The organism is Alkalihalobacillus sp. R86527 (genome assembly GCF_042466185.1).
In the GTDB taxonomy this organism is placed as follows: Bacteria; Bacillota; Bacilli; order Bacillales; family Guptibacillaceae; genus Guptibacillus.
On record NZ_JAXHBW010000001.1, the window covers coordinates 1,224,911 to 1,247,854 of the forward strand.

The window sequence follows — 22,944 nt, forward strand, 5'->3', positions numbered from 1 at the left end:
TCTATAATTATAAAGAACTTCATTATATAAAAAACTATGATAGAGAGTAGTAAACTGCCTCTTCCTATGCAGGGAAGAAATGCCTTGACTGAAAGCATTTCTATAGGAACGCTTTTGAATTCACTCTGGAGTTGCCGCTTGATAACCAAGAGCGGACCGGTTACGAACCGTTATCGTTTACCAAGGCTGATGTTACATATCAGTGAATTAGGGTGGTACCGCGAACTCAAATCTTCGCCCCTTTCCAGTGGGGTGAGGATTTTTTTATTTCCTTAAAACCCGAAGGATGGGGTCGAGCATTTATAAGATATTGTTTTTACACTACCTTAGTGGCTAAGAAGAACAAACATTGAAACGGAGGTAAAAAGTTATGCAAGAACGGTTACAAACACTAAAGGAAGAAGCACTAACTCAAATCGAAGCAGCTTCCTCTATGAAAGAATTGCAAGACATTCGTGTCGCATACCTGGGTAAAAAAGGTCCAATAACAGAAATTTTGAGAGGCATGGGGAAACTTTCTGCTGAAGAACGTCCGAAAATGGGACAATTAGCAAACGATATTCGTGCTGCAATCTCAGAAAAGCTAGATGAGAAAACACAGGTGATGGAAAAAGCAGCAGTTGAAGAAAAGTTAAAAAAAGAGACGATCGATATTACGTTACCAGGTCGACCTGTTAAGAAAGGGAATCATCATCCTTTAACAAGAGTGATTGAAGAAATTGAAGATCTTTTCCTTGGGATGGGCTTCTCAATAGCTGAAGGCCCTGAAGTTGAAACAGATTATTATAATTTCGAAGCGTTAAATTTACCTAAAGATCATCCAGCACGCGATATGCAAGATTCCTTCTATGTGACAGAAGAAACGTTACTTCGTACTCACACGTCTCCAATGCAGGCAAGAACGATGGAAAAGCTGAATGGCGAAGGTCCTGTTAAGATCATCGTTCCAGGAAAAGTTTATCGTAGAGATACAGACGATGCTACGCATTCACACCAATTCATGCAGATCGAAGGACTTATGGTTGGCGAAGATGTGCGCATGAGTGACCTGAAAGGTGTACTTCAATCCTTTGCTAAAAAGATGTTTGGAGAAGAAAGAGAAATTCGTCTACGTCCAAGTTTCTTCCCATTTACTGAACCTTCCGTGGAAATGGACATTTCATGCTTTAACTGTGGAGGAAGTGGTTGCTCTGTTTGTAAAGGAACAGGCTGGATCGAAATACTAGGCGGTGGAATGGTACATCCAAATGTGCTTCGTATGTCTGGTTTTGACCCTGAGAAAGTGACCGGTTTTGCATTTGGAATGGGACCTGAAAGAATTGCAATGCTTAAATATGGCATCGATGATATTCGCCATTTCTATACAAATGACAGTAGATTTATTAAGCAATTTAACCATATATAAGCGTAAGGAGGAGAAATCATGCTCGTATCATTGAACTGGCTAAGTCAGTATGTAGACCTTGAAGGGTATTCAGCTGATGAATTAGCAGAACTGATTACTAAAGGCGGTATTGAAGTCGAAACAGTAGAGAGTTTGAACAAAGGGATCAAAGGCGTAGTCATTGGGCACGTGCTTGAATGCGTCGGGCATCCAGATGCAGACAAACTTTCTGTATGTAAAGTAGACATAGGGGAAGATGAACCCGTACAAATTATTTGTGGTGCAGCTAACATAGCTAAAGGACAGTATGTAGCTGTTGCAAAGGTTGGAGCAGTACTTCCTGGTAACTTTAAGATCAAAAAGGCAAAACTTCGTGGAGAACCTTCTCATGGAATGATTTGCTCTCTACAAGAACTTGGAATCGAATCCAAACTTGTTCAGAAGGAATATGCTGAAGGAATCTTTGTATTTAGTGATGAGGTTACCCCTGGTGAAGATGCATTAGAATACTTGAATTTGAATGACAACGTTCTTGAACTTGGTCTTACTCCAAACCGTGCAGATGCTATGAATATGATTGGCGTAGCTTATGAGGTTGGTGCTGTCTTAAATCGTCCGATCTCTCTACCTTCCCCAGAGCTTGTTCGTTCTGAAGAGAATGCTGAAGACTATGTATCAGTTCGAGTTGAAAACGAAGAAGATACCCCATATTATGGCGCTACTATGATAAAAGACATTACTGTAAAGCCTTCTCCACAGTGGCTTGCAAACAGACTTGTCTCTGCTGGTATACGCCCGATTAACAATGTGGTAGACATAACGAATTTCGTACTTCTTGAATATGGTCAGCCATTACATGCATTCGACTTTGACCGTTTTGGCTCAAAAGAAGTGGTTGTCAGGCGAGCTAATCAAGGAGAAAAAATAGTAACGCTCGATGATACAGAGCGCACGCTTTCAAGTGACCATCTTGTTATTACAAACGGAACGAACCCAGTTGCGGTTGCAGGTGTTATGGGTGGAGCTGATTCAGAGGTTCAACAGGATACCACCACTGTATTGCTTGAGGCAGCTTATTTTAATAGTAAGCTCGTTCGTCAATCATCAAAAGATCTTGGGCTACGAAGTGATTCTAGTGCGCGGTTCGAGAAGGGAATCGATCGCAATCGCGTATTACCAGCAAGTGAAAGAGCAGCACAGCTCATGCAAGAACTTGCGGGTGGAACTGTCTTAAGAGGCGTTTCTGAACAGGGCGCTCGTCACGTTGAAGCGAAAGATGTGACTGTAGAAGTTTCTAGAATCAATCAAGTGCTTGGAACTGAGATTTCCGAATCCGACGTTGCAGCAATCTTTGATCGTCTGCAGTTTTCTTATAAAAACTTCGGCGGAACGTTTACTGTACAGGTTCCTCCAAGACGTCCGGATATTACGATTACAGAAGACTTGATTGAGGAAGTTGGTCGTCTTTATGGATATGATAATGTTCCTGCTACGCTTCCTATTACAGAAAGCACGCCAGGTCAATTAACTGACTTTCAATTAAAACGACGCCGCGTTAGGCGCTTACTTGAAGGAGCTGGGCTTTATCAAGCTGTGACGTATTCATTGACTTCTCCTGCAAAGCGTGTGTTCTTCTCAGATGAGTCATCTGAAGCCATTCGTCTTGCAATGCCGATGAGTGAAGAACGTAGTGAACTTCGTACAAGTTTACTTCCTCATCTTCTTGAAGCTGCACAATACAATATTAATCGTCAGCTTGAGAACCTTGCTTTTTATGAAACAGCTTCAGTATTCCTACCTTCTGGATCTGATCTTCCTGATGAACAGGAGCATCTTGCAGGAGTAATGACAGGATTATGGCAAGAGCACCCATGGCAAAAAGAAAAGAAACCAGCTGATTTCTTTGTGATCAAAGGTATTGTAGAAGAGATAGCTGAGGATCTTGGTTTAGAAGATCGCTTAACGTTTGTTCGTGCCGAAGAGCCTAAGCTACACCCAGGAAGAACAGCAGCAATTCAACTTGATGGTGAATCGATCGGTTATATTGGTCAGCTACATCCAGAAGTAGAAAAAGAGCTAGATTTACCAGAAACGTATGTGTTTGAACTTAACCTTGAAAAGGTGCTTAAGGCTAACGTAGCTCACCTGAAATACGCAAAGCTCCCTCGTTTCCCTTCAGTTACACGAGATGTAGCGTTGGTGGTAGATGAAACACTTGAAGCAGCGGAAGTTAAGCGCGTGATTAAAGAAGTAGGCGGAGATAAGCTCGTTGATATTAACCTCTTCGATGTTTATCAAGGAGAGCATCTAGAAGATGGTAAGAAGTCGCTTGCCTTCTCGTTACGATATTACAATCCTGAACAAACATTAACTGAAGAAGAAGTGAAGAATGCACATGGTCGCGTACTACAAGCTGTAGAAGAACAGTTTGGAGCAGCGTTACGTAGCTAAATCAAAAATCCCGCAGAAATGCGGGATTTTTGATTGTAGAGAAGTTAATGGTTTTGTTCTCCCTATGCCGTAGGTGTACGAATACTATCCGCCTCGCGGAAAGCGAGCGTTTGGAGCGGAAATCCACCACTACTCTCAGAGAAAAGGATTTAGAAAGACTGAAGTCCTTGATAGGTTTTATTTTTTTGAAGTTGGTTTGATATTTGATAGTACATTGATTGCAAACAAAATGACTGATATATACAACACAAAACTTCCTATGATTACGAGAAGAATCAATGAATCGTTTCCGTATAGTAAGAATCCAAGCCCAAGCATAAAAACAGGAAGAGATAGGTTATATAACCAGAAATGAAGTTTAGCGAAAAGGTTATCAGAGATGTCAAAATGGTGATAAATCAGTCCAAATATAGCCATTGATACCCAGCCAACAAGGTTAATATGTGCATGCAAACCGGATAAGGAATGGTCGTGTGCCATCTCCATAGATATGCCAATGCTTAATCCAATAAAAAGGTAAATAACAGCTAATTTAATAAACGTAATCCCCATCTTGTTTCTCCCCCATTCTTTTCACACTAACGCTATTATATTTACGAATACTCCTGTTAGTACTGTGAAATTGACCATGGTAGGAAAGAGGGGGATAAATGCAAAAAAGCTGGCATTACGCGCCAGCTTTCTTAGTTATCGCCGTTTGTTAGCTTTCTCAGCAAGGTCTTTTGCTTTCTTACTATTAGCGAAATGCACTTTTGCAACTTTATTTAAAACATCTTCTCCATGCTTTTGAATTAATTTTGCCGCAGCTTGATCAACGATTGGACCAGCTCCTTTTGGCAGTTCTACCTTGTTTTCTTTGCCAAGGCGATTCATTTCCATTACGAAGGAGTACCTTGCGATGATCGATGCTGCCGCAACCGCTAGATGAAGTTCTTCGGCTTTTGTTGCAAAATATACCGAGTCCTTAACAATTGTAGGCTGGCCTTTTAAGTAGTTGAAGTATATCTCTGGTTTAGCAAATTGATCGATGAGAATCGCGTCATATGAAGGTACTTTTTTCTGCACATTTTGAATGGCCTGATTATGCAGTAAAGCTTTCATTTTCCCCTGGTTCATTCCTTTTTGTTGCATAGAATTATATTTCTCATTCGGGAGAACAAGTAGACTATATGGAATTGTTTTGATTAAGTTTTTTGCTATTTCAATAATCTCAGGGTCTTTCATCCCTTTTGAGTCTCTTACGCCTAACTCTTTTAATAGCGGCATTTGCTTCGCATCGACAAATGCAGCCACCACGGTCATAGGTCCGAAGAAATCTCCGGTGCCTACTTCATCACTACCGATCGCTGATAATGTTGAAATAGTGGGCGGTGGGGCGAATTGGTGATCGCCGACTTTCTTACTTGATTTCTTCTTGGGAGAAGGGGTGACTGCGCCTGGTTGCCAGGGTTTCGCTTCTGTTTCAGCGCCAGACCCTTGAAACAGAACTTTACCTGAACGGTATGCTGTAATAGTACAGGAAGGTAATTTGGCTACAAAAACGCTTCCTGGCGGTTGTTTATCGCTTAACCTGCTGTTGTAATTATTTCTCATTTCCGTCATAATGGATGGTGATACAGTTATTACTACCTGTGACATAATAAAACTCCCTTAGTTAGCTATACTGCAACCTATTATAGCAGACTGTACCTACAACAAGAATTGTCCAATATATTTTTCAACAACATACTTTCGTGATATGATACAAGTTAGGATTCTTTCTCATGATAGGAGGCTTATTGGGTGACAGATAGTCATGAAAAAGTTCGCACTACCGTGGAAATCTATGGTGAACAATATAAAATAGTTGGCGATAAAAGTCATCAACATATTCAAGAAGTCTCTACTATAGTCGATGAGAAAATGCGTGAAATAAAGGGCATGAATCCCTATCTCGATACGAAACGGCTAGCAGTATTGACTGCAGTAAATATAGTTAACGAATATGTGATGATCAAAAAGGAACTTGAAGAACTGAAGAAAAAACTTAGAGAAGAGGAATAACGTAAGATGGTTGATCTAATTCTTTTGATTATACTAGTTAGTGGATTTATAGTTGGCTTGCGAAGAGGGTTAATCTTGCAAGTGGTCCACCTAACTGGCTTTATTGTATCGTTTATCGTTGCGTATGCATATTTCCGTGATCTTGCACCTCATTTAAAGCTTTGGATACCATATCCTTCATTAGGTGGAGAAGCTTCTGCTTCAGCAATGGTATTCGATGCAATAAATCTGGAAGCTACATATTACAGCGGTATAGCTTTCGCACTATTGTTCTTTGCAACCAAAATTATTATGCAGATCATTGGATCGATGCTGGATTTCTTAGCAGAACTTCCTATATTAAAAACAGTGAATGGTTGGTTAGGGGGATTGCTCGGATTTGTGGAGGTCTATATCGTCGTTTTTCTCTTCCTTTTTCTAGCAGCTCTGTTCCCGAATGAAACTGTTCAGACAGCGATATCCGATTCGGTGATTGCCGAGAGTATTGTAAAGCATACACCAGTGCTAACAGAACAAATAAAAGATTTATGGAGTACACACGTCGCATAACCCTTCACCATGAAGGGTTATTTGTTTGTGATAGAATAAGATAGGAAAAAACCTTTAATTGACGATTCCTTATGAAGGGTGAGATCGAAGTGAATAAAAAGAATGTTATTAACTACCTTGAAGAAATAGCTGTGTATATGGAATTAAAGGGTGAAAATCCATTTAAAATATCTGCATTTAGAAAAGCCGCTCGAGCTCTTGAAACGGATGATCGAAGTATGGATCAGATCAGTGATCCTGCTGAGCTTAATGGAATTGGTAAAGGGACAGCAGCAGTTATTAATGAAATCATAGCAAATGGAGAATCCGAAACCCTAGAATCGTTAAAGAAAGAAGTGCCAGAAGGTTTAGTGCCACTTCTTAAATTACCAGGGCTAGGTGGCAAGAAAATTGCTAAGCTTTATCATGAACTTGGTGTTGTCGATATGAAAACCCTAGAAGAGGCATGTAAACAGGAGAAAATACAAGAATTGCCTGGGTTCGGGAAGAAGAGTGAAGAGAAGATTTTAGCAGCGATTGATGAAGCAGGAAAGAGACCAGAAAGGTTATCGATCGCTTATATGTTACCTCTTGCAGAAAAAATTGAAAAGCAGCTAGAAAAGATAGATGGAATAGAGCGATTTGCAAGAGCAGGAAGCCTTAGAAGGGTTCGAGAAACGATTAAAGATCTTGATTTTATTATCGCTACGACCAAAACAGCAGATGTTTCCGATGCACTCGTTTCCTTAGAAGGCGTTTCGAAAATCGTAGTACAGGGAGATACGAAAATCACTTTGGAAATGGATGATGAATTTTCAGTTTCAGTTGATTTTAGACTCGTTAAACCAGAAGAATTCGCTTCAACTCTCCATCATTTCACAGGTTCAAAAGACCACAATGTTAAGATGCGTCAAATTGCAAAGTTAAAGGGCGAGAAAATAAGTGAATATGGTGTTGAATCTATTGAAACAGGTGAAGTATTAACGTTTGAAAATGAAAAAGAATTTTATCAACATTTTGGGTTGGCGTTTATTCCACCAGAAATACGTGAAGATAGTGGTGAAATTGAAGCAGCAGAGGAATCTGAAAGTCAACTTGTCACTTTGAGTGATATTAAGGGCGACCTTCATATGCACTCTACATGGAGTGATGGTGCTTATACAATAGAAGAAATGGCCGAGAGAGCAAGAGAGAAAGGGTATTCTTACATCGCGATTACAGATCACTCAGAGTTTCTTAAAGTTGCAAATGGTTTGACGCCAGATCGATTACGTCAGCAACGACTTGAGATAGACCGATTGAATAAGAAGTGGAGCAATTTCAAAATCTTTGCAGGAGTAGAGATGGACATCCTCCCTGATGGCACACTAGATTATGATGATGACCTTTTAGAAAAGATGGACTTCGTCATCGCTTCGATTCATTCTTCATTTAATCAAGACGAAGAAACGATTATGGCTAGACTTGAAACAGCATTAAGAAGTCATCATGTAGATTTGATCGCACATCCTTCAGGAAGAATACTAGGAAGAAGAAAAGGGTATGCGCTTAACCATGAGAAGCTAATTGCTCTTGCTAAAGAAACAAATACGGCTCTTGAATTGAATGCAAATCCGAACCGTCTAGATTTAGCAGCAACATGGCTGAGAAAAGCACAGGAAGAAGATGTTAAAATAATGATCAATACCGATGCGCATCACATGGATATGCTCGAACATATGGAAATTGGCGTATCAGCAGGAAGAAGAGGCTGGTTACGAAAAGAAAGTGTAATAAATACATTTACGGTAGATGAACTGGAAGCATTTTTCGACCGTCATAAATAAATTTCTGCTTCGTAGGAGGAACGGACCATTGAACAGTAGAGTGTTGCGACTGCTTGAATTTGAGAAAGTTAAAGAGAGGCTTGGGAAGCATGTATCCTCTTCTCTAGGGAAGCAAAAGACCGAACAGCTAGTTCCATTCTATAATCTAGAAGAGGTGAACGGTCACCTAAATGAAACGGATGAAGGGCGAACCGTCCTTCGCCTACGTGGCCAAGCTCCCCTTGGTGGAATTAGAGATATTCGCCCGAGTTTGAAGAGAGCTGAAATTGGTGGAGTTCTGAATCCATCAGAATTATTGGATATTTCGAGTACGATCTATGGAGGAAAAAGATTTAAGACCTTCTTAGAAAACATGATTGAGGATGGAATAGAGCTTCCTCTATTAGGTGGTCTAGTAAGCCAGATCATGAGTGAGACAGAGCTTGAGCGTGAAATTAATGCTTGTGTTGACCAAGATGGCGACTTGCTTGATTCTGCAAGTGATGCCTTAAGGCGTCTCCGCACGCAGTTAAGAAGTTATGAATCGAGAGTAAGAGAAAAGTTGGAAAGTTTAATCCGTTCTTCAAGCACAAGAAAAATGTTGTCTGATGCACTGGTAACGATTAGAAATGAACGATATGTAATTCCGGTGAAACAGGAGTACAGAAGCTCGTTTGGAGGAATGGTTCATGATCAATCTTCTTCAGGCGCTACTCTTTTCATTGAGCCTCAATCTGTCGTTTCTATTAATAACCAACTCAAAGAGGTAAAAGTAAAAGAAAAGCAAGAAATTGAGCGCATACTTACAGAGTTGACTGCCAAAGTGGCTGAATCAGCAGAAACTCTAAGACATAATGTTGAAATGCTCGCAGAAATCGATTTTATATTTGCTAGAGCCCTTTACGCGAATGAATTGAGAGCAACGAAACCTACGATGAACGATGAAGGTGCCTTTGAAATACGAAAGGGTCGACATCCGCTTCTTCCTCAAGAGGAAGTTGTTCCAATCTCTATAAAGCTTGGAGAGGATTACTCATCACTAGTCATTACTGGTCCTAACACAGGGGGAAAAACCGTTACGCTAAAAACAGCGGGCTTACTAACTCTGATGGCGCAATCAGGACTTCATATTCCTGCTGATGATGATTCTTCTATGTCGATCTTCCAACATATTTTCGCAGATATTGGAGATGAACAATCGATTGAACAAAGCTTAAGTACGTTTTCTTCTCATATGACGAATATCGTTGGCATTCTTGACAACCTTGATCATAATAGCCTTGTATTGTTTGATGAGCTTGGAGCGGGTACAGATCCCCAAGAGGGAGCGGCGCTAGCCATCTCTATTTTAGATTATGTTTACAATAGTGGAGCAAAAGTAATTGCTACTACCCACTATAGTGAGCTTAAGGCGTATGCTTATAATCGAGAAGGTGTCATGAATGCTAGTGTAGAATTTGATGTTGAAACACTACGTCCTACATATCGATTATTGATCGGAGTGCCTGGGCGAAGTAATGCTTTTGAAATTTCTAGAAGGCTCGGATTAATGGAAGTCATTATAGATGACGCTAGGTCTCAAATCTCTAGTGAAAGTAATAAAGTAGATAAAATGATTTCATCACTTGAAGATAGTCAGAAGAAAGCAGAGTCTGATCGAGAAAGTGCTGAAGTCATTCGAAAAGAAGCAGAGACATTAAAAAAAGACTTGGAAGCACAGCTTGCAAAGTTTGAAAATCAAAGAGAACGCATGTTAGAAGAGGCTGAAAAGCTTGCAGCGGAAGAAGTTGAAAAAGCAAAAGAAAAAGCCCAAAAGATTATCCATAACCTCCGTACATTCCAAAAAGGATCGGTAAAGGAACACCAGCTTATCGATGCTCAAAAACAGCTAGATGACTCGAAACCAGAACTGAAAGCTAGTAAGCAACCATCGAAAAAGGCGCAGGTTAATTCTTACCAGCCAGGTGATGAGGTTAAAGTAATCAGCTTTAATCAAAAGGGGCATATCATTGAACAGGTTGGAAAGAACGAATATCAAGTACAGCTTGGGATTATGAAAATGAACGTTAAGGCGAACGATCTTGAGAAAATCAAGTCCAAACCTGTTGTTGAAACGAAGCCGCTTGTATCCGTCCGTGGACGTGATAGCTCCGTAAAAACGGAGTTAGATTTAAGAGGAAAACGGTATGAAGACGCTCAAATGGAAGTAGAGCGCTATATTGATGATGCGTTATTAGCAGGGTATCATCAAGTTTCTATTATACATGGTAAAGGAACTGGCGCTCTACGAAAAGGCGTACATGAATGGCTGAAACGTCACTCTAGGGTGAAAACCCTAAGAATGGGTGGAATGAATGAAGGCGGTGGCGGGGTAACCGTCGTCGAATTGAAATAAGAAAGGAAGCTCAGTGATGGAACGACTTTGGGACAGTATAGCTTTTCAAACGGCAGCCAACTATAGTGTTGTCATCGTATGTATGATTGTATTTCTCGCAGTCTTTGAATTTGTTACTTCGTACCGTAACTGGGATGAAATCAAGAAAGGGAACCTGGCCGTCGCATTAGCGACGGGCGGGAAAATCTTTGGTATTGCTAATATATTTCGTTTCTCAATTGAACATAATGATTCTCTTGTTACGATGATGGGCTGGGGAGTATTTGGATTTGTATTATTATTGATCGGATATTTCACTTTCGAATTTCTAACTCCCAAATTTCGGATTGATGAAGAAATAAAGCAAGATAACCGTGCCGTCGGATTTATTTCAATGGTCATTTCAGTAGGCCTTTCATTTGTAATTGGAGCAGGGATCAGTTAAGGAGAGAGTTTGATGGAGACTTTATGGAAAGTACTCATGGTCGTTTCAGGTATATTTTTTATTGCTGGAATCGTATACTTACTTTATTTTGTTTAGAAAAGACAGGTGAAAACCTGTCTTTTCAGGTTGTCGAGAAAGTCTCGACAACCTATTTTTTTTGCCTTTTTTTATTTCACCCTTTTGTTAAGCTAGAGATAGATTCTTTTTAGGCGGTGATGTAATGTTTCAATCTAAGAAAGATCGGCAGAATGAATTAGAAATGGTAACGATTGATGAACTTGTCCCTGATAACCACTTATTACGTAAGATCGACCACTACATAGATTTCTCCTTTATCCCTGAAAAAGTCCGTCCTTATTATTGTGAAGACAACGGCCGTCCATCCCTTGATCCCCTAGTATTATTTAAGATGATGTTTATTGGATATATTTACGGCATTCGCTCTGAACGCGAATTAGAGCGTCAAATTCAAACGAATGTCGCGTACCGGTGGTTCCTCGGATTGAATTTAACCGACGCCGTACCCCATCACTCTACGATCAGCTGGAATCGCAGAATGCGTTTTAATGAAACAGATATTTTCCAAGAGGTTTTTGATGAGGTCGTCCACCAGGCTATGAACCATCGAATGGTGTCAGGACGAGTTCTCTACACCGATTCCACACATCTAAAAGCGAGCGCGAATAAGAAAAAGTTCTCCAGGAAAGACGTTCATGTAGAAACGGCCGACTATATAGATGAACTCAATGAAGCAGTGGAACAGGACAGGTCTGATCATGGAAAAAAGCCTCTAAAAGAAAAGAAGGAGGTGAATAAGACGAAGGAAATCAAAGTCAGTCATACTGATCCTGAGAGTGGTTATTTATATCGAGAACATAAACCTGAAGGTTTCTTTTACTTAGATCATCGCACCACAGATATGAAATTCAACATCATTACCGACGTCCATATTACTCCAGGTAATATTCACGACTCCAAACCTTATTTACAACGGTTAGACCGCCAGGTAAAACGCTTCGGTTTTAAAGTAGAAGCAGTCGGTCTAGATGCAGGATACTTAACAGCCCCTATTTGTCACGGACTCGAACAACGAAACGTATTTGGCGTTATCGCTCATCGTCGCTACCAAAGTAAAAAAGGATTTCTTCCGAAATGGAAATACAAATATGATGAAAACCTCGATCGATATGTTTGTCCTCAGGGTGAGGCACTGGCGTACGCGACGACGGACCGAGAAGGGTATCGTCACTATAAGTCGGACCCCACGAAATGTAAGACTTGTCCTCTTCTGGCACATTGCACTGAGAACCAGAAGCACCAGAAAACCATCACACGCCATGTGTGGGAAGGGGCAAAAGAAAAGGTTCGTCAGAACCGACTTTCCAATGAGGGAAAGTGGATTTATCGCATGAGAAAAGAGAAGGTTGAGCGTAGCTTCGCAGATTCAAAAGAACTGCATGGGCTGCGTTATTGTCGCTTGCGTGGAAAACAAAAAGTAAGAGAACAAGCGTTACTGACTGCCGCCTGTCAGAATATGAAGAAGATTGCCCTTCACTTAGACCGGGTGAGCTAGGTGAAGGAGAGTTTTTTTCATAGTACTAACATTAAAATTTAAAAAAACGACCTCAAAATACAAACCAACAAAAAAAGCTTGTAGAAGAACCTGGGGTTCCTCTACAAGCTGAAAAGACAGGTGAAAACCTGTCTTTTTTTATATATTTATAAGACAAGTTGTGACGTGAATTGCCAATCTATTCAAAAAAATCAAAAAAAGATAGGATATTTTCTTGTTTTTCATTATAATTATTTTATAGAGAGAATAGGGTTTGAAAGGAGAGTTGAAAGGGAGGTTGAAAAAATAATGAAGAATAGTAGCGAAAAACCATGGTTTTCGCATTATGATGAGGGTGTACCACCAACGATTGATTATGATAACAAGCCTCTTCATCAGTACTTGTTAGATGCGGCACGAAACTATCCAAATAAGAAGGCAGTCCATTTTTTAGGAAAAGAGCTAACGTATAACGAGCTTTACGATCGAGCGAACCGACTAGCAAATTCCTTGAAAGATCATGGGCTTGAGAAGGGCGAAAGGGTATCGATCATGCTTCCTAACTGTCCTCAAGCAGTTATTAGTTACTATGCAGTACTAATGGCAGGCGGAATTGTTGTACAAACAAACCCACTGTATATGGAAAGGGAGCTTGAACATCAGTTAACCGACTCAGAGGCGTCTATCATTATTTGCCTCGATCTCGTATTACCAAAAGTGTTGAATGTGAAAAACAAGACCGTGCTACAGCATGTTGTCGTTACAAAAATAAATGAGTACTTGCCATTTCCAAAGAACTTTCTTTATCCACTTGTTCAAAAGAAGAATAAGCAGGGGCCAATCGTAGAAATTCCTCTGAACGAGGAAATCCATACATTTCAAAGTTGGGTTAAAGATGGAAGGTCAGAGGAAATTGAATTAGAAATAAATCCTAAAGAGGATTTGGCTTTGCTTCAATATACTGGTGGGACAACAGGTCTAGCAAAAGGTGTCATGCTAACACACTATAATCTTGTCGTAAACACGATGCAAATGATTGTATGGAATCGCGATATTACTTACGGCGAGGAGAGAATCTTAGGCGTTCTTCCTTTCTTTCACGTATATGGGATGACTTGTGTGATGAATTTCTCTATTATGTATGCTTCCAAAATGATTATATTGCCTAAATTTGAACCTAGAGACACATTAAAAACGATCGATAAACAGAAACCAACGTTATTCCCTGGTGCACCCACGATCTATATATCTTTATTAAATGAACCTGATTTTGATAGCTATGATTTATCATCGATCAAGTCATGTATTAGCGGATCAGCTCCACTGCCGATCGAAGTACAGCAGAAATTTCAGGAGAAAATTAGTGGAAGACTTGTAGAAGGATACGGATTGACAGAATCTTCTCCTGTTACTCATGCGAATCCAATTTCAGATGGAAATATCATCGGGAGTGTAGGGATGCCGTGGCCAGACACCGATGCCGAAATTGTAAATCCTGAGGGCGAGGTTGCAGAAGTTAAAGAGATAGGTGAACTTATTGTAAAAGGCCCTCAAGTTATGAAGGGGTACTGGAATCGACCTGATGAAACTGAAGCGGTTCTAAAAGATGGCTGGCTCTTTACAGGTGATATGGCGTACCGTGATGAAAAAGGTTATTTTTATATTGTTGATCGTAAAAAAGATATGATTATTGCAGGTGGTTTTAATATCTATCCTCGTGAAGTAGAAGAGGTTTTATATGAACATCCTTCTGTTCAAGAAGCAGTTGTAATAGGGGTGCCTGATCCTTATCGTGGTGAGACAGTAAAAGCATTCGTAGTGCTTAAGAGTAATAAGCCATGTACGGAAGAAGATTTAAATCACTATTGTAGGCGCTTTCTTGCAGCCTACAAAGTTCCGCATTTATATGAATTTCGTGAAGAGCTTCCTAAAACGACGGTGGGGAAAATTCTTCGTCGCGTACTTGTTGATGAAGAAAAGGAAAAGGAAAGTCAATCGCTTTAGCGATTGGCTTTTTTTCTTTGTTGTATGAGAAATAGTTATTGGAAAATTAATTAGAAAAATTCGCACATTTCAGCTTATTATGATATGATTAACTTGCAATTGTCCTTGAATTCAAATTGAGCGCTCGCTCAGAAATCCGATATTGACAGCTACTGAGGTGTACCGCTACAATATAAACATGAATGAATGCTCATTCATTTTATTGGGTGAGGTGTCGGATAAAGAATAAAGGAGAACTTGCTATGGTGGAAAAAGGGAAAAAGCGTGGCCCAAAGTATGACAAAATAATTGATGCTGCTGTAGTAGTAATTGCACAAAACGGCTACCATCAAGCGCAAGTTTCAAAAATAGCGCGTGAAGCCGGTGTGGCAGACGGTACAATTTATTTGTACTTCAAGAATAAAGAAGATCTACTCATATCATTGTTTCAAAAAAAGATGGGAAGCTTCATTGATAAAATAGAATTACAGATTGCTGAAAAAAGAAATGCAGAAGATAAGCTGTTAACGCTGATCGATATGCATTTTAAGCATCTTTCTTCTGATTATGAGCTAGCTATCGTTACTCAGTTAGAGTTAAGACAAACGAACAAAGAGTTACGTGCTCAAATCGGTGAAGTGCTCAAAAAATATTTAACTCTAGTGGATCAGATCTTGTTCGATGGCGTGAAATCAGGACTATTCATGGAAGAATTAGATGTCCGACTCGCTAGACAAATGATTTTTGGCACCATGGATGAAACAGTGACCAACTGGGTTATGAAAGATCATAAGTTTGACTTAGAATCACTTGCAAAGCCTATTCATCATTTGCTGATCAACGGCTTGAGCAAATAAATGTGTCCCGGACCTCCGGGACCACTATGATGCAGGAAGGAGTGGGAAAGTGGAGTTTATTAGCGTAACAAAAGAGAAGAAAGTAGCAAACGTTTCATTGAGAAGACCCCCGGCCAATGCAGTTGCTACAGATGTACTTAAAGAATTAACGCATATACTTAGTGATTTAGAGAACGATTCAGAAACAAAAGTAATCTTGTTAACTGGAGAGGGCAGGTTCTTCTCGGCAGGAGCAGATATTAAAGAGTTTACCACTGTTGATAATGAAGAAGGGTTCGCAGACCTTGGAGGTCTTGGTCAAACGCTTTTCGATAAAATGGAAGCGTTCCCAAAACCAATCATCGCTGCTATTCATGGAGCGGCGTTAGGCGGAGGACTCGAACTTGCTATGGCCTGTCATATCCGCCTTGTAACTGAAGATGCGAAACTTGGTTTGCCAGAACTTCAATTAGGTCTTGTTCCAGGGTTTGCAGGTTCGCAGCGATTGCCTGAGCTTGTAGGTAAAGCAAAAGCTACAGAAATGTTGCTAACGAGCGATCCGATCACCGGACGTGAAGCTGCGAATCTAGGGTTGGCGAATCAGGTTTACTCCGAGGATGAGCTCCTTCCTAAAGCAAAAGAACTGGCAGAGAAAATCTCTCAAAAGAGTGCAGTTTCAATGAAGTATGCATTAGAACTTTTGAATTATTCAAAACCTGCTAAGTTTGATGAAGGCGTAGCGAAAGAAAAAGAGTATTTCGGTAAGGCTTTCGTATCAGAAGATGGGCAAGAGGGCATTCGTGCTTTCATAGAAAAGCGTAAGCCAAACTTTACTGATAAATAAAGATAACTATCTCAGGGAGGGTAAAAAGAAATGAACATATTCGTAATTATGAAAAGAACATTTGATACAGAAGAAAAAATTGTTATCGAGAATGGCAAGATCAGCGAAGAAGGCGTTGAGTTTATTATCAACCCTTACGACGAGTATGCAATTGAGGAAGCGATTCAACTTCGTGACGACCACGGTGGAGAAGTAACAGTAATTAGTATAGGAAGTGAAGAAGTCGAGAAGGAACTTAGAACGGCACTCGCTATGGGCGCAGACAAAGCTGTTCTAATTAATAATGAAGAGCTCGAAGATAGTGATCAATATACTACGACTGCTCTATTAGCTGCTTATTTCGAGGGTAAAGAGTACGATATTATCCTTGGTGGAAATGTTTCGAACGACAACAGTACTGGACAAATAGGACCACGTTTAGCTGAGAAAATCGGTATCCCTTACGTAACAACAATTACTAAGTTGGATATTGACGGAAGTACAGCTACGATTGAACGAGATGTTGAGGGTGATGTAGAGATTGTTGAAGCTCAACTGCCCCTACTTGTAACAGCGCAGCAAGGACTAAATGAACCTCGTTATCCTTCTCTTCCTGGGATTATGAAGGCAAAGAAAAAGCCATTAGAAGAAATCGATTACGATGAATTAGACGTTGAGGACGACGAAATAGAAGCAAAAACAGAAACGATCGAACGTTATTTACCACCTAAAAAAGAAGCTGGAAAAGTGCTTGATGGTGAAGTTGATGATCAAGTACAAGAGCTAGTGAAATTACTTCGTCAGGAAGCGAAAGTTATATAGGAGGGGTTTATTATGGCCAAAAAAGTACTCGTATTTGCAGAAAGTCGTGAAAGTGAACTACGTAATGTTTCGTTTGAAGCAATCGCTGCTGGAAAAGAAATAGCGGCAGGTGGAGAAGTCATCGCTGCAATTGCAGGTGAAAATGTAAGCGCATTAACGGATGCGTTGTTCCACTATGGTGCAGATCGTGTCGTTAAAGCAGAGAATGAAAAACTTTCAACATATACAAGTGATGGGTATGGACAGGTGTTCTTACAAATCATTCAATCGATCGAACCGGATGCTATTCTTTTACCACACACATCAATGGGTAAAGATATTGCACCGAAACTTGCAAGTAAGCTTGATGCAGGATTGATATCAGACGCTACAGCGATTGAATTAGACGGTGAGGATATTGTATTCACTCGTCCAATTTACTCCGGTAAAGCTTTTGAAAAGAAAAAAGTGAAATCAGGAGTTACAATTGCAACAATCCGCCCTAACAATATTTCCGCACTTGAGAAAGATGATTCTCGTTCAGGAGAGGTCTTTTCTGAGGATGTAGAAATTAAGGATCTGCGAACAATCGTTAAGGAAGTCGTTCGCAAGTCAACTTCTGGTGTAGATCTATCTGAAGCTAAGGTTATTATCGCTGGTGGCCGAGGTGTTAAGAGCGAGGATGGTTTCGAACCACTTCAAGAACTTGCAGATGTTCTTGGTGCTGCAGTAGGGGCTTCTCGAGGAGCTTGTGATGCGGACTATTGCGATTACTCATTACAGATCGGGCAGACAGGGAAAGTTGTTACACCAGACCTCTACATCGCTTGTGGTATTTCAGGTGCGATTCAGCATTTGGCTGGTATGTCCAACTCTAAAGTAATTGTAGCGATTAACAAAGATCCTGAAGCGAATATTTTCAATGTCGCAGATTATGGAATTGTCGGAGATTTGTTTGAAGTAGTTCCATTATTAACTCAAGAATTTAAAAAAGTATTACAAACAAATTAAAGGATAAAGCGAGCTTATCGTAGCTCGCTTTTCCCACGTTTTTTTCTCTTCAAAATAGGGAAGAATGTGTGTGAGTCAAAAAAATGGAAACGAAAAGAGTATTAATGATATACTCAGTCTGAGCCATTTTAAAACATGGCAGAAAACACATTGAGTCAACCGGCCTTAACCTGGTATCTCAAGTGATAATTGTTTAAGGAGGACGATATATATGGCTATCGTACACGCGACAGATCAAAACTTTAATCAAGAAACAAGCGAAGGTCTAGTACTTGCAGACTTTTGGGCACCTTGGTGTGGACCTTGTAAGATGATTGCACCAGTTCTAGAAGAGCTTGATGCTGAAATGGCTGATGTGAAAGTTGTTAAGCTTGATGTTGATGAAAACCAAGAAACAGCTAGCAAGTTCGGTGTAATGAGCATTCCAACACTTCTTGTTTTCAAAAACGGAGAAGTTGTTGACCAAGTAGTTGGTTTCCAACCGAAAGAAGCTCTAGCACAAACGCTTTCTAAGCATCAGTAAATGAATAACGAAAAACCCCCAACTCTTTGGTTGGGGGTTTTTATAGTAGAAAAAGATGGAATGTTGACTCTGATAATCGTTCTCGATATACTCTTGATGACTATAGCGGATGTCTAGCGTGTTAGGAATCACACGAGAATTACATTTTGTCTCTATTCTTGAGTATAGTAGAATAGAATTAGATAATCATGGCCGCTCATAAAGCGGCCATTTCTCTTGTGTTATGTTTGTTCAATCAGTAGGTAGGGGTGCAACATATGAAAGTGTTAATTACTGGAGGTGCTGGTTTTATTGGCAGTCACCTTGCGAAATATTTACTAGAAGAAAATCATCATATTACGATCATCGATACTTTTTCAGACTATTATGATGTGACGAGAAAGAAGGAACACCTTGAACAAATTCAAACGATTGGTGAGTTCTACTTAGAGACTTTTGATTTAAGAGATGAAGTAAAAACGCTTCGGCATTTTAGAGAGAACTCGTATGATGCTGTTATCCATCTTGCTGCTCTTCCAGGAGTGCAATATTCCATTACGCATCCACATGAGTATATTGACCATGATATTAAAGCGGTAGTTAATGTCCTGAGAGCTGCTGGAGAAACAGGCGTCCCTCATGTTGTTTTCGGTTCTTCTTCTTCCGTTTATGGTGACGTTGAGGGGCCTGTTCGTGAAGATCAAGCTGAAGGAAAAGTGAAATCACCTTATGCTGCAGCGAAGTCAGGAGCAGAATCTTTCTGCCATGCATACAGTTCCCTTTATGGATTTAAACTTTCCATTCTTCGTTTTTTCACGGTGTATGGTCCATGGGGTAGGCCGGATATGGCGATCCCATTATTCATAAAAAAAATATTGAATGGAGAAAAAATTGAGATTTATGGTAGGGATCAATCCAGGGATTTCACATATATTGATGATATTGTAAGAGGGATATTCCTTTCACTACATCAACAAACAGAGTCAGAGGTATTTAATCTAGGAAATGGACAACCAATAGAGCTTCAACGCTTAATTGATCTATTGGTTGACCATTTCCCAGATGCGAAAATTGTAGACCGTCCATTTCGAAAAGGAGATGTTAAGCATACATGGAGCGATATTCATAAAGCTCAAGAACAGCTTGGATATCATCCCGAAATTGACATTAATGAAGGATTACGGAGAACGATTGCATGGGCAAAAAAATATTACGAGTGATAAAAGTTTCTATCGGTCTTTCTCTCTTAATACTTTTCTTATGGTTTCTAATCCCTCTGGTTAATATTGAGTCACTGTCCAAGCATTCTAGTGGTATGTTCAATCATCCAGTTTGGCTCATCATCATGTTTGTAGGGTATACCATTGCTTTTCTTTTGCGAGCTTTAAGTTGGAAACTCGTTATTAATCGCAAGGTTAGCTATAAAGTATTTCTTTCAGGTGTTTTCTATAGCTTGTTTTTCAATCATATTCTCCCGTTCAAAGGTGGAGAAGCGATTAGAATCGGCACACTTGCACAACATCCAGAAGTAAGGGTGAGTCATTCTCTTAAGACTGTCGTATCACTAAGGTCTCTGGATTTAATATGGATTGGATTATTTGCAATAATTGGAGCGACGCTAATTGGTATAAACCTAAACTATCGCGTCGTTATTATTTCCTCTATTGTGGGAATTGTGACTCTGGCTATTCTTTTTATCATACATAAATTAAGAAAACTTCCAACTATTGTGGTTAGGCAGTTTCATAACTTTAAAAAGTTACTCTCATCAAAAACGGGACTCATGATTGTGCTTTTATCAGGAGCAAGTTGGATAGCAGAAGGAGTAGTCGTATACGGGGTAGCAAGGTTTTCTGCATCTACTTTTTCCTATATTGATGCAATCTGGGTAACCTCTTTGTCAGTGGGAGCAGGTGTGTTTCAGCTTGCACCTGGGGGTCTAGCTACTTATGAGAGTGTTATGAGTTTCTCACTATATCAGTATGGCTTCAATATGGAGGATGCCCTTTCAGTCGCACTTATTACTCATGGGTTTAAATACTTGTATTCATTTGCAGCAGGTGCGCTCGCATTTTATATGTACCCATTGAGACTTCACAAACTGAAGTCGTTTTTATCTAAGAAAGGAGAAACACAATGAAACAAGCGTCTGGATTTGAAAAGGTTGCAGCAAGGTGCTGGAACTTACTTAATGAGGGGAAGCCCTTTACACCAATATTCGTGACAGGTACCGTTTTACTTTTTTATATTACTCAATGGTCATCTTTGGTTTTTTGGAGTAGTTTTCTTATAGGATTTGGTGCAATTCTTCCCTTGCTCGTTCTCTATTACAATTACGACTATCCACTTTTTTTACGGAATTACTTGTGGATTCCTTTAATAGGTTATTTGTTATTATTCGATCATTTTTCGCTAACAGCTACTTTGCTAGCTGTATCTTTATACTTCTTCTTTACAGTGTTTTTCTGGGGGACGTTTTATTATCATTTGAGAATTGGGACAAGTTGGCTTAACTTCACTCGTTTCTGGAAACTAGTACTTAAGAATAGTGACTCCACAAGTGGAAATGCTCAAGAACAGCTTCCGAAATTCCTTTTAATCATTCCGATTTGGGTTATGGTGGTTGATTCTGCTTCGAGTTCAGCTATTTCGATAGATTGGAGCAGGCTTTTATTGTTTTATGCAGGGATATGGCTGTTTAGCTTTATTCTCCATCGTCATTTATTCGATTGGAAGCCTGAAATCAAAACAAGCTACACTGAAACTGTTGATCAACCAATTACACATAATGAAAGAGTCATCATGATTGTGATTGATGGGATGAGAAAGGAACGTTTCCAAGAAGCGAACACCCCTTTCTTGGATTCGTTAAAGAAGAATGGAACAGAATACAGTCAAATGGAAACAGTCTATCCAGCTCGAACGGTAGTATGTTTTTCTTCCATGATGACAGGTACTTATCCATTCGAGCATGGGATTAAGTCGAATATGGTTTGGAACCAGGGTGTAAAAGTAGAAACGATTTTTGATTCTTTAAGAAAAATGGATAAAACAGGGAGATTACTAGGAATCGCTCACCTTGTGGATGCTATGGGTGACGATGTTGATACAGTAACTGCGGTCATGAATAATGATGTTGCTGACACAAATATTATGGGAAGAGCAAGACAGGTTATGAAAGAAAAGGACCCCTCCTTCTTTACGCTTCAATTAATCGGTACTGATCAAACTGGGCATGCAAGAGGCGTGCTTTATGATGAGTATATTCAAAAGATAGAAGAAGCTGATCGCTTGATAGAAGAATATGTGAAGTGGTTAGAAGAGAATGGTTATATGAAAAATACAACGTTGATCGTTTGTGCTGACCATGGACAAGCCGATGGAATAGGAGGTCACGGCCACCTCGATGAAGGTGAGCGTTTTGTCCCATTTTTCATGAATGGTCCTACGATCGCTTCAGGAAAGGTTATTGAAGATAAGCATAGTTTAACTTCAGTTGCACCAACTGTGTCCTATTTGATCGGCGCTCCGATTCCAACACATAGTAGGGGTTCTATTTTGACAGATGCTTTTGATAATAGGAAGAAAGAGGGAAGTCAATGAAGCAACATGTGATTGTATTCCTCCCTGCTCACAATGAAGAGCGAGCGATAGGAGAAGTAATTAGAAAGATACCAAGAAATTTCCTGAGTAATATTACCGTTAGTGTTCTTGTTATTGATGATGGTTCAACTGATCGAACGGTTGAAGTTGCTAAAGAAGCAGGAGCAGATTATATTTATTCCTTTGAAGAAAATCAGGGTTTGGGAGCAGCCGTCCGTAAAGGTCTCTCACACTCTGTAGAGCTAGGTGCTGACATCGGAGTTATGCTCGATGCCGATAATGAATATCCAGCCTGGCAGCTACCAGAGCTAATCGAGCCACTCTTAAGAGGAGAGTCTGATTACGTCATGGGATCGCGGTTCAAAGGTACGATAGATGGAATGAGGATTCATAGACGACTAGGCAACTATTGCTTCACGTTCCTTCAATCCTTGCTTTTACAAACATGGATACGTGATGGACAGTCAGGTATGAGAGCATTTTCAAAGCAAGCGATGATACATGGGGAAATCATACATGACTATAATTATGCCCAAGTACTAACTTTGAATCTTGTTCGTAAAGGGTTTCGGGTAAGAGAGATTCCTATTACGTATCAGGTGAGGTCGTCAGGAGAATCATACATCAAATTCAAAGCATATTTAACATCAGTTATACCAGCAATTATTAAAGAAATGTCCCGCCCTGTTAAGAAAGTAAAAATCGACTACAAAGCTCATCGCTACCCTAAAGATGAATGGCAATATACCTATCCAGAAAAGTCGATATAAATGCATTTCAGTTATTGACTTAAGCGGTGATAA

The 22,944-nt window shown here is 39.9% G+C and carries 20 protein-coding genes and 1 other annotated feature; of the genes, 18 read left to right on the top strand and 2 right to left on the bottom strand.

The window, feature by feature from the left end:
- Nucleotides 1-27 precede the first annotated feature (27 nt).
- Nucleotides 28-245, top strand: a binding site (T-box leader).
- Between the two features lie 125 nt (nucleotides 246-370).
- Nucleotides 371-1,405: a phenylalanine--tRNA ligase subunit alpha gene (gene pheS / locus SJY16_RS06190; protein WP_377888229.1), complete on the top strand. Its 1,035-nt coding sequence runs from the start codon at nucleotides 371-373 to the stop codon at nucleotides 1,403-1,405.
- Nucleotides 1,406-1,423: 18 nt separating this feature from the next.
- A complete protein-coding gene (gene pheT / locus SJY16_RS06195) occupies nucleotides 1,424-3,835 on the top strand; it encodes a phenylalanine--tRNA ligase subunit beta (RefSeq protein ID WP_377888230.1) in 2,412 nt (803 codons plus the stop codon).
- A gap of 177 nt (nucleotides 3,836-4,012) precedes the next feature.
- On the opposite strand, the gene SJY16_RS06200 is transcribed toward pheT, so the two are convergent.
- Both SJY16_RS06200 and rnhC read right to left on the bottom strand, forming a co-directional pair.
- Entirely contained in the window at nucleotides 4,013-4,387 is a 375-nt protein-coding gene (locus SJY16_RS06200; protein WP_377888231.1) for a cytochrome-c oxidase, read from the bottom strand.
- A 135-nt stretch (nucleotides 4,388-4,522) separates the two neighbouring features.
- Nucleotides 4,523-5,473 (bottom strand): ribonuclease HIII, encoded by a 951-nt coding sequence (gene rnhC, locus SJY16_RS06205; RefSeq protein WP_377888232.1) that lies wholly within the window; start codon nucleotides 5,471-5,473, stop codon nucleotides 4,523-4,525.
- A 144-nt stretch (nucleotides 5,474-5,617) separates the two neighbouring features.
- Between rnhC and zapA the strand changes: the two genes are divergently transcribed.
- The 16 genes from zapA (at nucleotide 5,618) to SJY16_RS06285 (ending at nucleotide 22,911) form a co-directional block, all read left to right on the top strand.
- Nucleotides 5,618-5,878 carry a cell division protein ZapA gene (zapA, locus tag SJY16_RS06210; RefSeq protein ID WP_377888233.1) on the top strand — a complete coding sequence of 87 codons (261 nt, stop codon included), beginning with the start codon at nucleotides 5,618-5,620 and terminating at the stop codon, nucleotides 5,876-5,878.
- Between the two features lie 6 nt (nucleotides 5,879-5,884).
- The gene (locus SJY16_RS06215; RefSeq protein WP_377888234.1) at nucleotides 5,885-6,427 is read left to right on the top strand and encodes a CvpA family protein; all 543 of its coding nucleotides are present in this window, start codon (nucleotides 5,885-5,887) and stop codon (nucleotides 6,425-6,427) included.
- Between the two features lie 89 nt (nucleotides 6,428-6,516).
- On the top strand, nucleotides 6,517-8,232 hold the full coding sequence (polX, locus tag SJY16_RS06220) for a DNA polymerase/3'-5' exonuclease PolX (RefSeq protein WP_377888235.1): 1,716 nt from the start codon (nucleotides 6,517-6,519) through the stop codon (nucleotides 8,230-8,232).
- Between the two features lie 28 nt (nucleotides 8,233-8,260).
- Nucleotides 8,261-10,606 carry an endonuclease MutS2 gene (locus SJY16_RS06225; RefSeq protein ID WP_377888236.1) on the top strand — a complete coding sequence of 782 codons (2,346 nt, stop codon included), beginning with the start codon at nucleotides 8,261-8,263 and terminating at the stop codon, nucleotides 10,604-10,606.
- A 16-nt stretch (nucleotides 10,607-10,622) separates the two neighbouring features.
- Complete coding sequence (locus SJY16_RS06230) at nucleotides 10,623-11,030, top strand: DUF350 domain-containing protein (protein ID WP_377888237.1); 408 nt, start codon at nucleotides 10,623-10,625, stop codon at nucleotides 11,028-11,030.
- Between the two features lie 220 nt (nucleotides 11,031-11,250).
- Complete coding sequence (locus SJY16_RS06235) at nucleotides 11,251-12,603, top strand: IS1182 family transposase (protein ID WP_377888055.1); 1,353 nt, start codon at nucleotides 11,251-11,253, stop codon at nucleotides 12,601-12,603.
- A 288-nt stretch (nucleotides 12,604-12,891) separates the two neighbouring features.
- Entirely contained in the window at nucleotides 12,892-14,586 is a 1,695-nt protein-coding gene (locus SJY16_RS06240; protein ID WP_377888239.1) for a long-chain-fatty-acid--CoA ligase, read from the top strand.
- A 242-nt stretch (nucleotides 14,587-14,828) separates the two neighbouring features.
- Nucleotides 14,829-15,422 (top strand): fatty acid metabolism transcriptional regulator FadR, encoded by a 594-nt coding sequence (locus SJY16_RS06245; RefSeq protein WP_377888240.1) that lies wholly within the window; start codon nucleotides 14,829-14,831, stop codon nucleotides 15,420-15,422.
- 49 nt (nucleotides 15,423-15,471) lie between these two features.
- Nucleotides 15,472-16,245 carry an enoyl-CoA hydratase gene (locus SJY16_RS06250; RefSeq protein WP_377888241.1) on the top strand — a complete coding sequence of 258 codons (774 nt, stop codon included), beginning with the start codon at nucleotides 15,472-15,474 and terminating at the stop codon, nucleotides 16,243-16,245.
- Nucleotides 16,246-16,275: 30 nt separating this feature from the next.
- Nucleotides 16,276-17,046: an electron transfer flavoprotein subunit beta/FixA family protein gene (locus SJY16_RS06255; RefSeq protein ID WP_377888242.1), complete on the top strand. Its 771-nt coding sequence runs from the start codon at nucleotides 16,276-16,278 to the stop codon at nucleotides 17,044-17,046.
- Nucleotides 17,047-17,058: 12 nt separating this feature from the next.
- The gene (locus SJY16_RS06260; protein ID WP_377888243.1) at nucleotides 17,059-18,036 is read left to right on the top strand and encodes an electron transfer flavoprotein subunit alpha/FixB family protein; all 978 of its coding nucleotides are present in this window, start codon (nucleotides 17,059-17,061) and stop codon (nucleotides 18,034-18,036) included.
- Nucleotides 18,037-18,247: 211 nt separating this feature from the next.
- Nucleotides 18,248-18,559, top strand: a complete 312-nt coding sequence (trxA, locus tag SJY16_RS06265; RefSeq protein ID WP_224878670.1) for a thioredoxin — start codon at nucleotides 18,248-18,250, stop codon at nucleotides 18,557-18,559.
- A 257-nt stretch (nucleotides 18,560-18,816) separates the two neighbouring features.
- Nucleotides 18,817-19,758 (top strand): NAD-dependent epimerase/dehydratase family protein, encoded by a 942-nt coding sequence (locus SJY16_RS06270; RefSeq protein WP_377888244.1) that lies wholly within the window; start codon nucleotides 18,817-18,819, stop codon nucleotides 19,756-19,758.
- Nucleotides 19,734-20,678, top strand: coding sequence for a lysylphosphatidylglycerol synthase transmembrane domain-containing protein (locus tag SJY16_RS06275; RefSeq protein ID WP_377888245.1), 945 nt, complete (start codon nucleotides 19,734-19,736; stop codon nucleotides 20,676-20,678). The genes SJY16_RS06270 and SJY16_RS06275 overlap by 25 nt, the downstream gene beginning before the upstream one ends.
- Nucleotides 20,675-22,141 carry an alkaline phosphatase family protein gene (locus SJY16_RS06280; RefSeq protein ID WP_377888246.1) on the top strand — a complete coding sequence of 489 codons (1,467 nt, stop codon included), beginning with the start codon at nucleotides 20,675-20,677 and terminating at the stop codon, nucleotides 22,139-22,141. Before SJY16_RS06275 ends, SJY16_RS06280 begins: the two co-directional genes overlap by 4 nt.
- Nucleotides 22,138-22,911 (top strand): glycosyltransferase family 2 protein, encoded by a 774-nt coding sequence (locus SJY16_RS06285; RefSeq protein ID WP_377888247.1) that lies wholly within the window; start codon nucleotides 22,138-22,140, stop codon nucleotides 22,909-22,911. Before SJY16_RS06280 ends, SJY16_RS06285 begins: the two co-directional genes overlap by 4 nt.
- Nucleotides 22,912-22,944 lie beyond the last annotated feature (33 nt).

Excerpts from the sequence above, each read along its gene's own strand:
- pheS (WP_377888229.1), top strand. The coding sequence starts at position 371 with ATGCAAGAACGGTTACAAACACTAAAGGAAGAAGCACTAACTCAAATC.
- pheT (WP_377888230.1), top strand. The coding sequence starts at position 1,424 with ATGCTCGTATCATTGAACTGGCTAAGTCAGTATGTAGACCTTGAAGGG.
- SJY16_RS06200 (WP_377888231.1), bottom strand. The coding sequence starts at position 4,387 with ATGGGGATTACGTTTATTAAATTAGCTGTTATTTACCTTTTTATTGGA.
- rnhC (WP_377888232.1), bottom strand. The coding sequence starts at position 5,473 with ATGTCACAGGTAGTAATAACTGTATCACCATCCATTATGACGGAAATG.
- SJY16_RS06215 (WP_377888234.1), top strand. The coding sequence starts at position 5,885 with ATGGTTGATCTAATTCTTTTGATTATACTAGTTAGTGGATTTATAGTT.
- SJY16_RS06230 (WP_377888237.1), top strand. The coding sequence starts at position 10,623 with ATGGAACGACTTTGGGACAGTATAGCTTTTCAAACGGCAGCCAACTAT.
- SJY16_RS06235 (WP_377888055.1), top strand. The coding sequence starts at position 11,251 with ATGTTTCAATCTAAGAAAGATCGGCAGAATGAATTAGAAATGGTAACG.
- SJY16_RS06240 (WP_377888239.1), top strand. The coding sequence starts at position 12,892 with ATGAAGAATAGTAGCGAAAAACCATGGTTTTCGCATTATGATGAGGGT.
- SJY16_RS06245 (WP_377888240.1), top strand. The coding sequence starts at position 14,829 with ATGGTGGAAAAAGGGAAAAAGCGTGGCCCAAAGTATGACAAAATAATT.
- SJY16_RS06255 (WP_377888242.1), top strand. The coding sequence starts at position 16,276 with ATGAACATATTCGTAATTATGAAAAGAACATTTGATACAGAAGAAAAA.
- SJY16_RS06260 (WP_377888243.1), top strand. The coding sequence starts at position 17,059 with ATGGCCAAAAAAGTACTCGTATTTGCAGAAAGTCGTGAAAGTGAACTA.
- trxA (WP_224878670.1), top strand. The coding sequence starts at position 18,248 with ATGGCTATCGTACACGCGACAGATCAAAACTTTAATCAAGAAACAAGC.
- SJY16_RS06270 (WP_377888244.1), top strand. The coding sequence starts at position 18,817 with ATGAAAGTGTTAATTACTGGAGGTGCTGGTTTTATTGGCAGTCACCTT.
- SJY16_RS06275 (WP_377888245.1), top strand. The coding sequence starts at position 19,734 with ATGGGCAAAAAAATATTACGAGTGATAAAAGTTTCTATCGGTCTTTCT.
- SJY16_RS06280 (WP_377888246.1), top strand. The coding sequence starts at position 20,675 with ATGAAACAAGCGTCTGGATTTGAAAAGGTTGCAGCAAGGTGCTGGAAC.
- SJY16_RS06285 (WP_377888247.1), top strand. The coding sequence starts at position 22,138 with ATGAAGCAACATGTGATTGTATTCCTCCCTGCTCACAATGAAGAGCGA.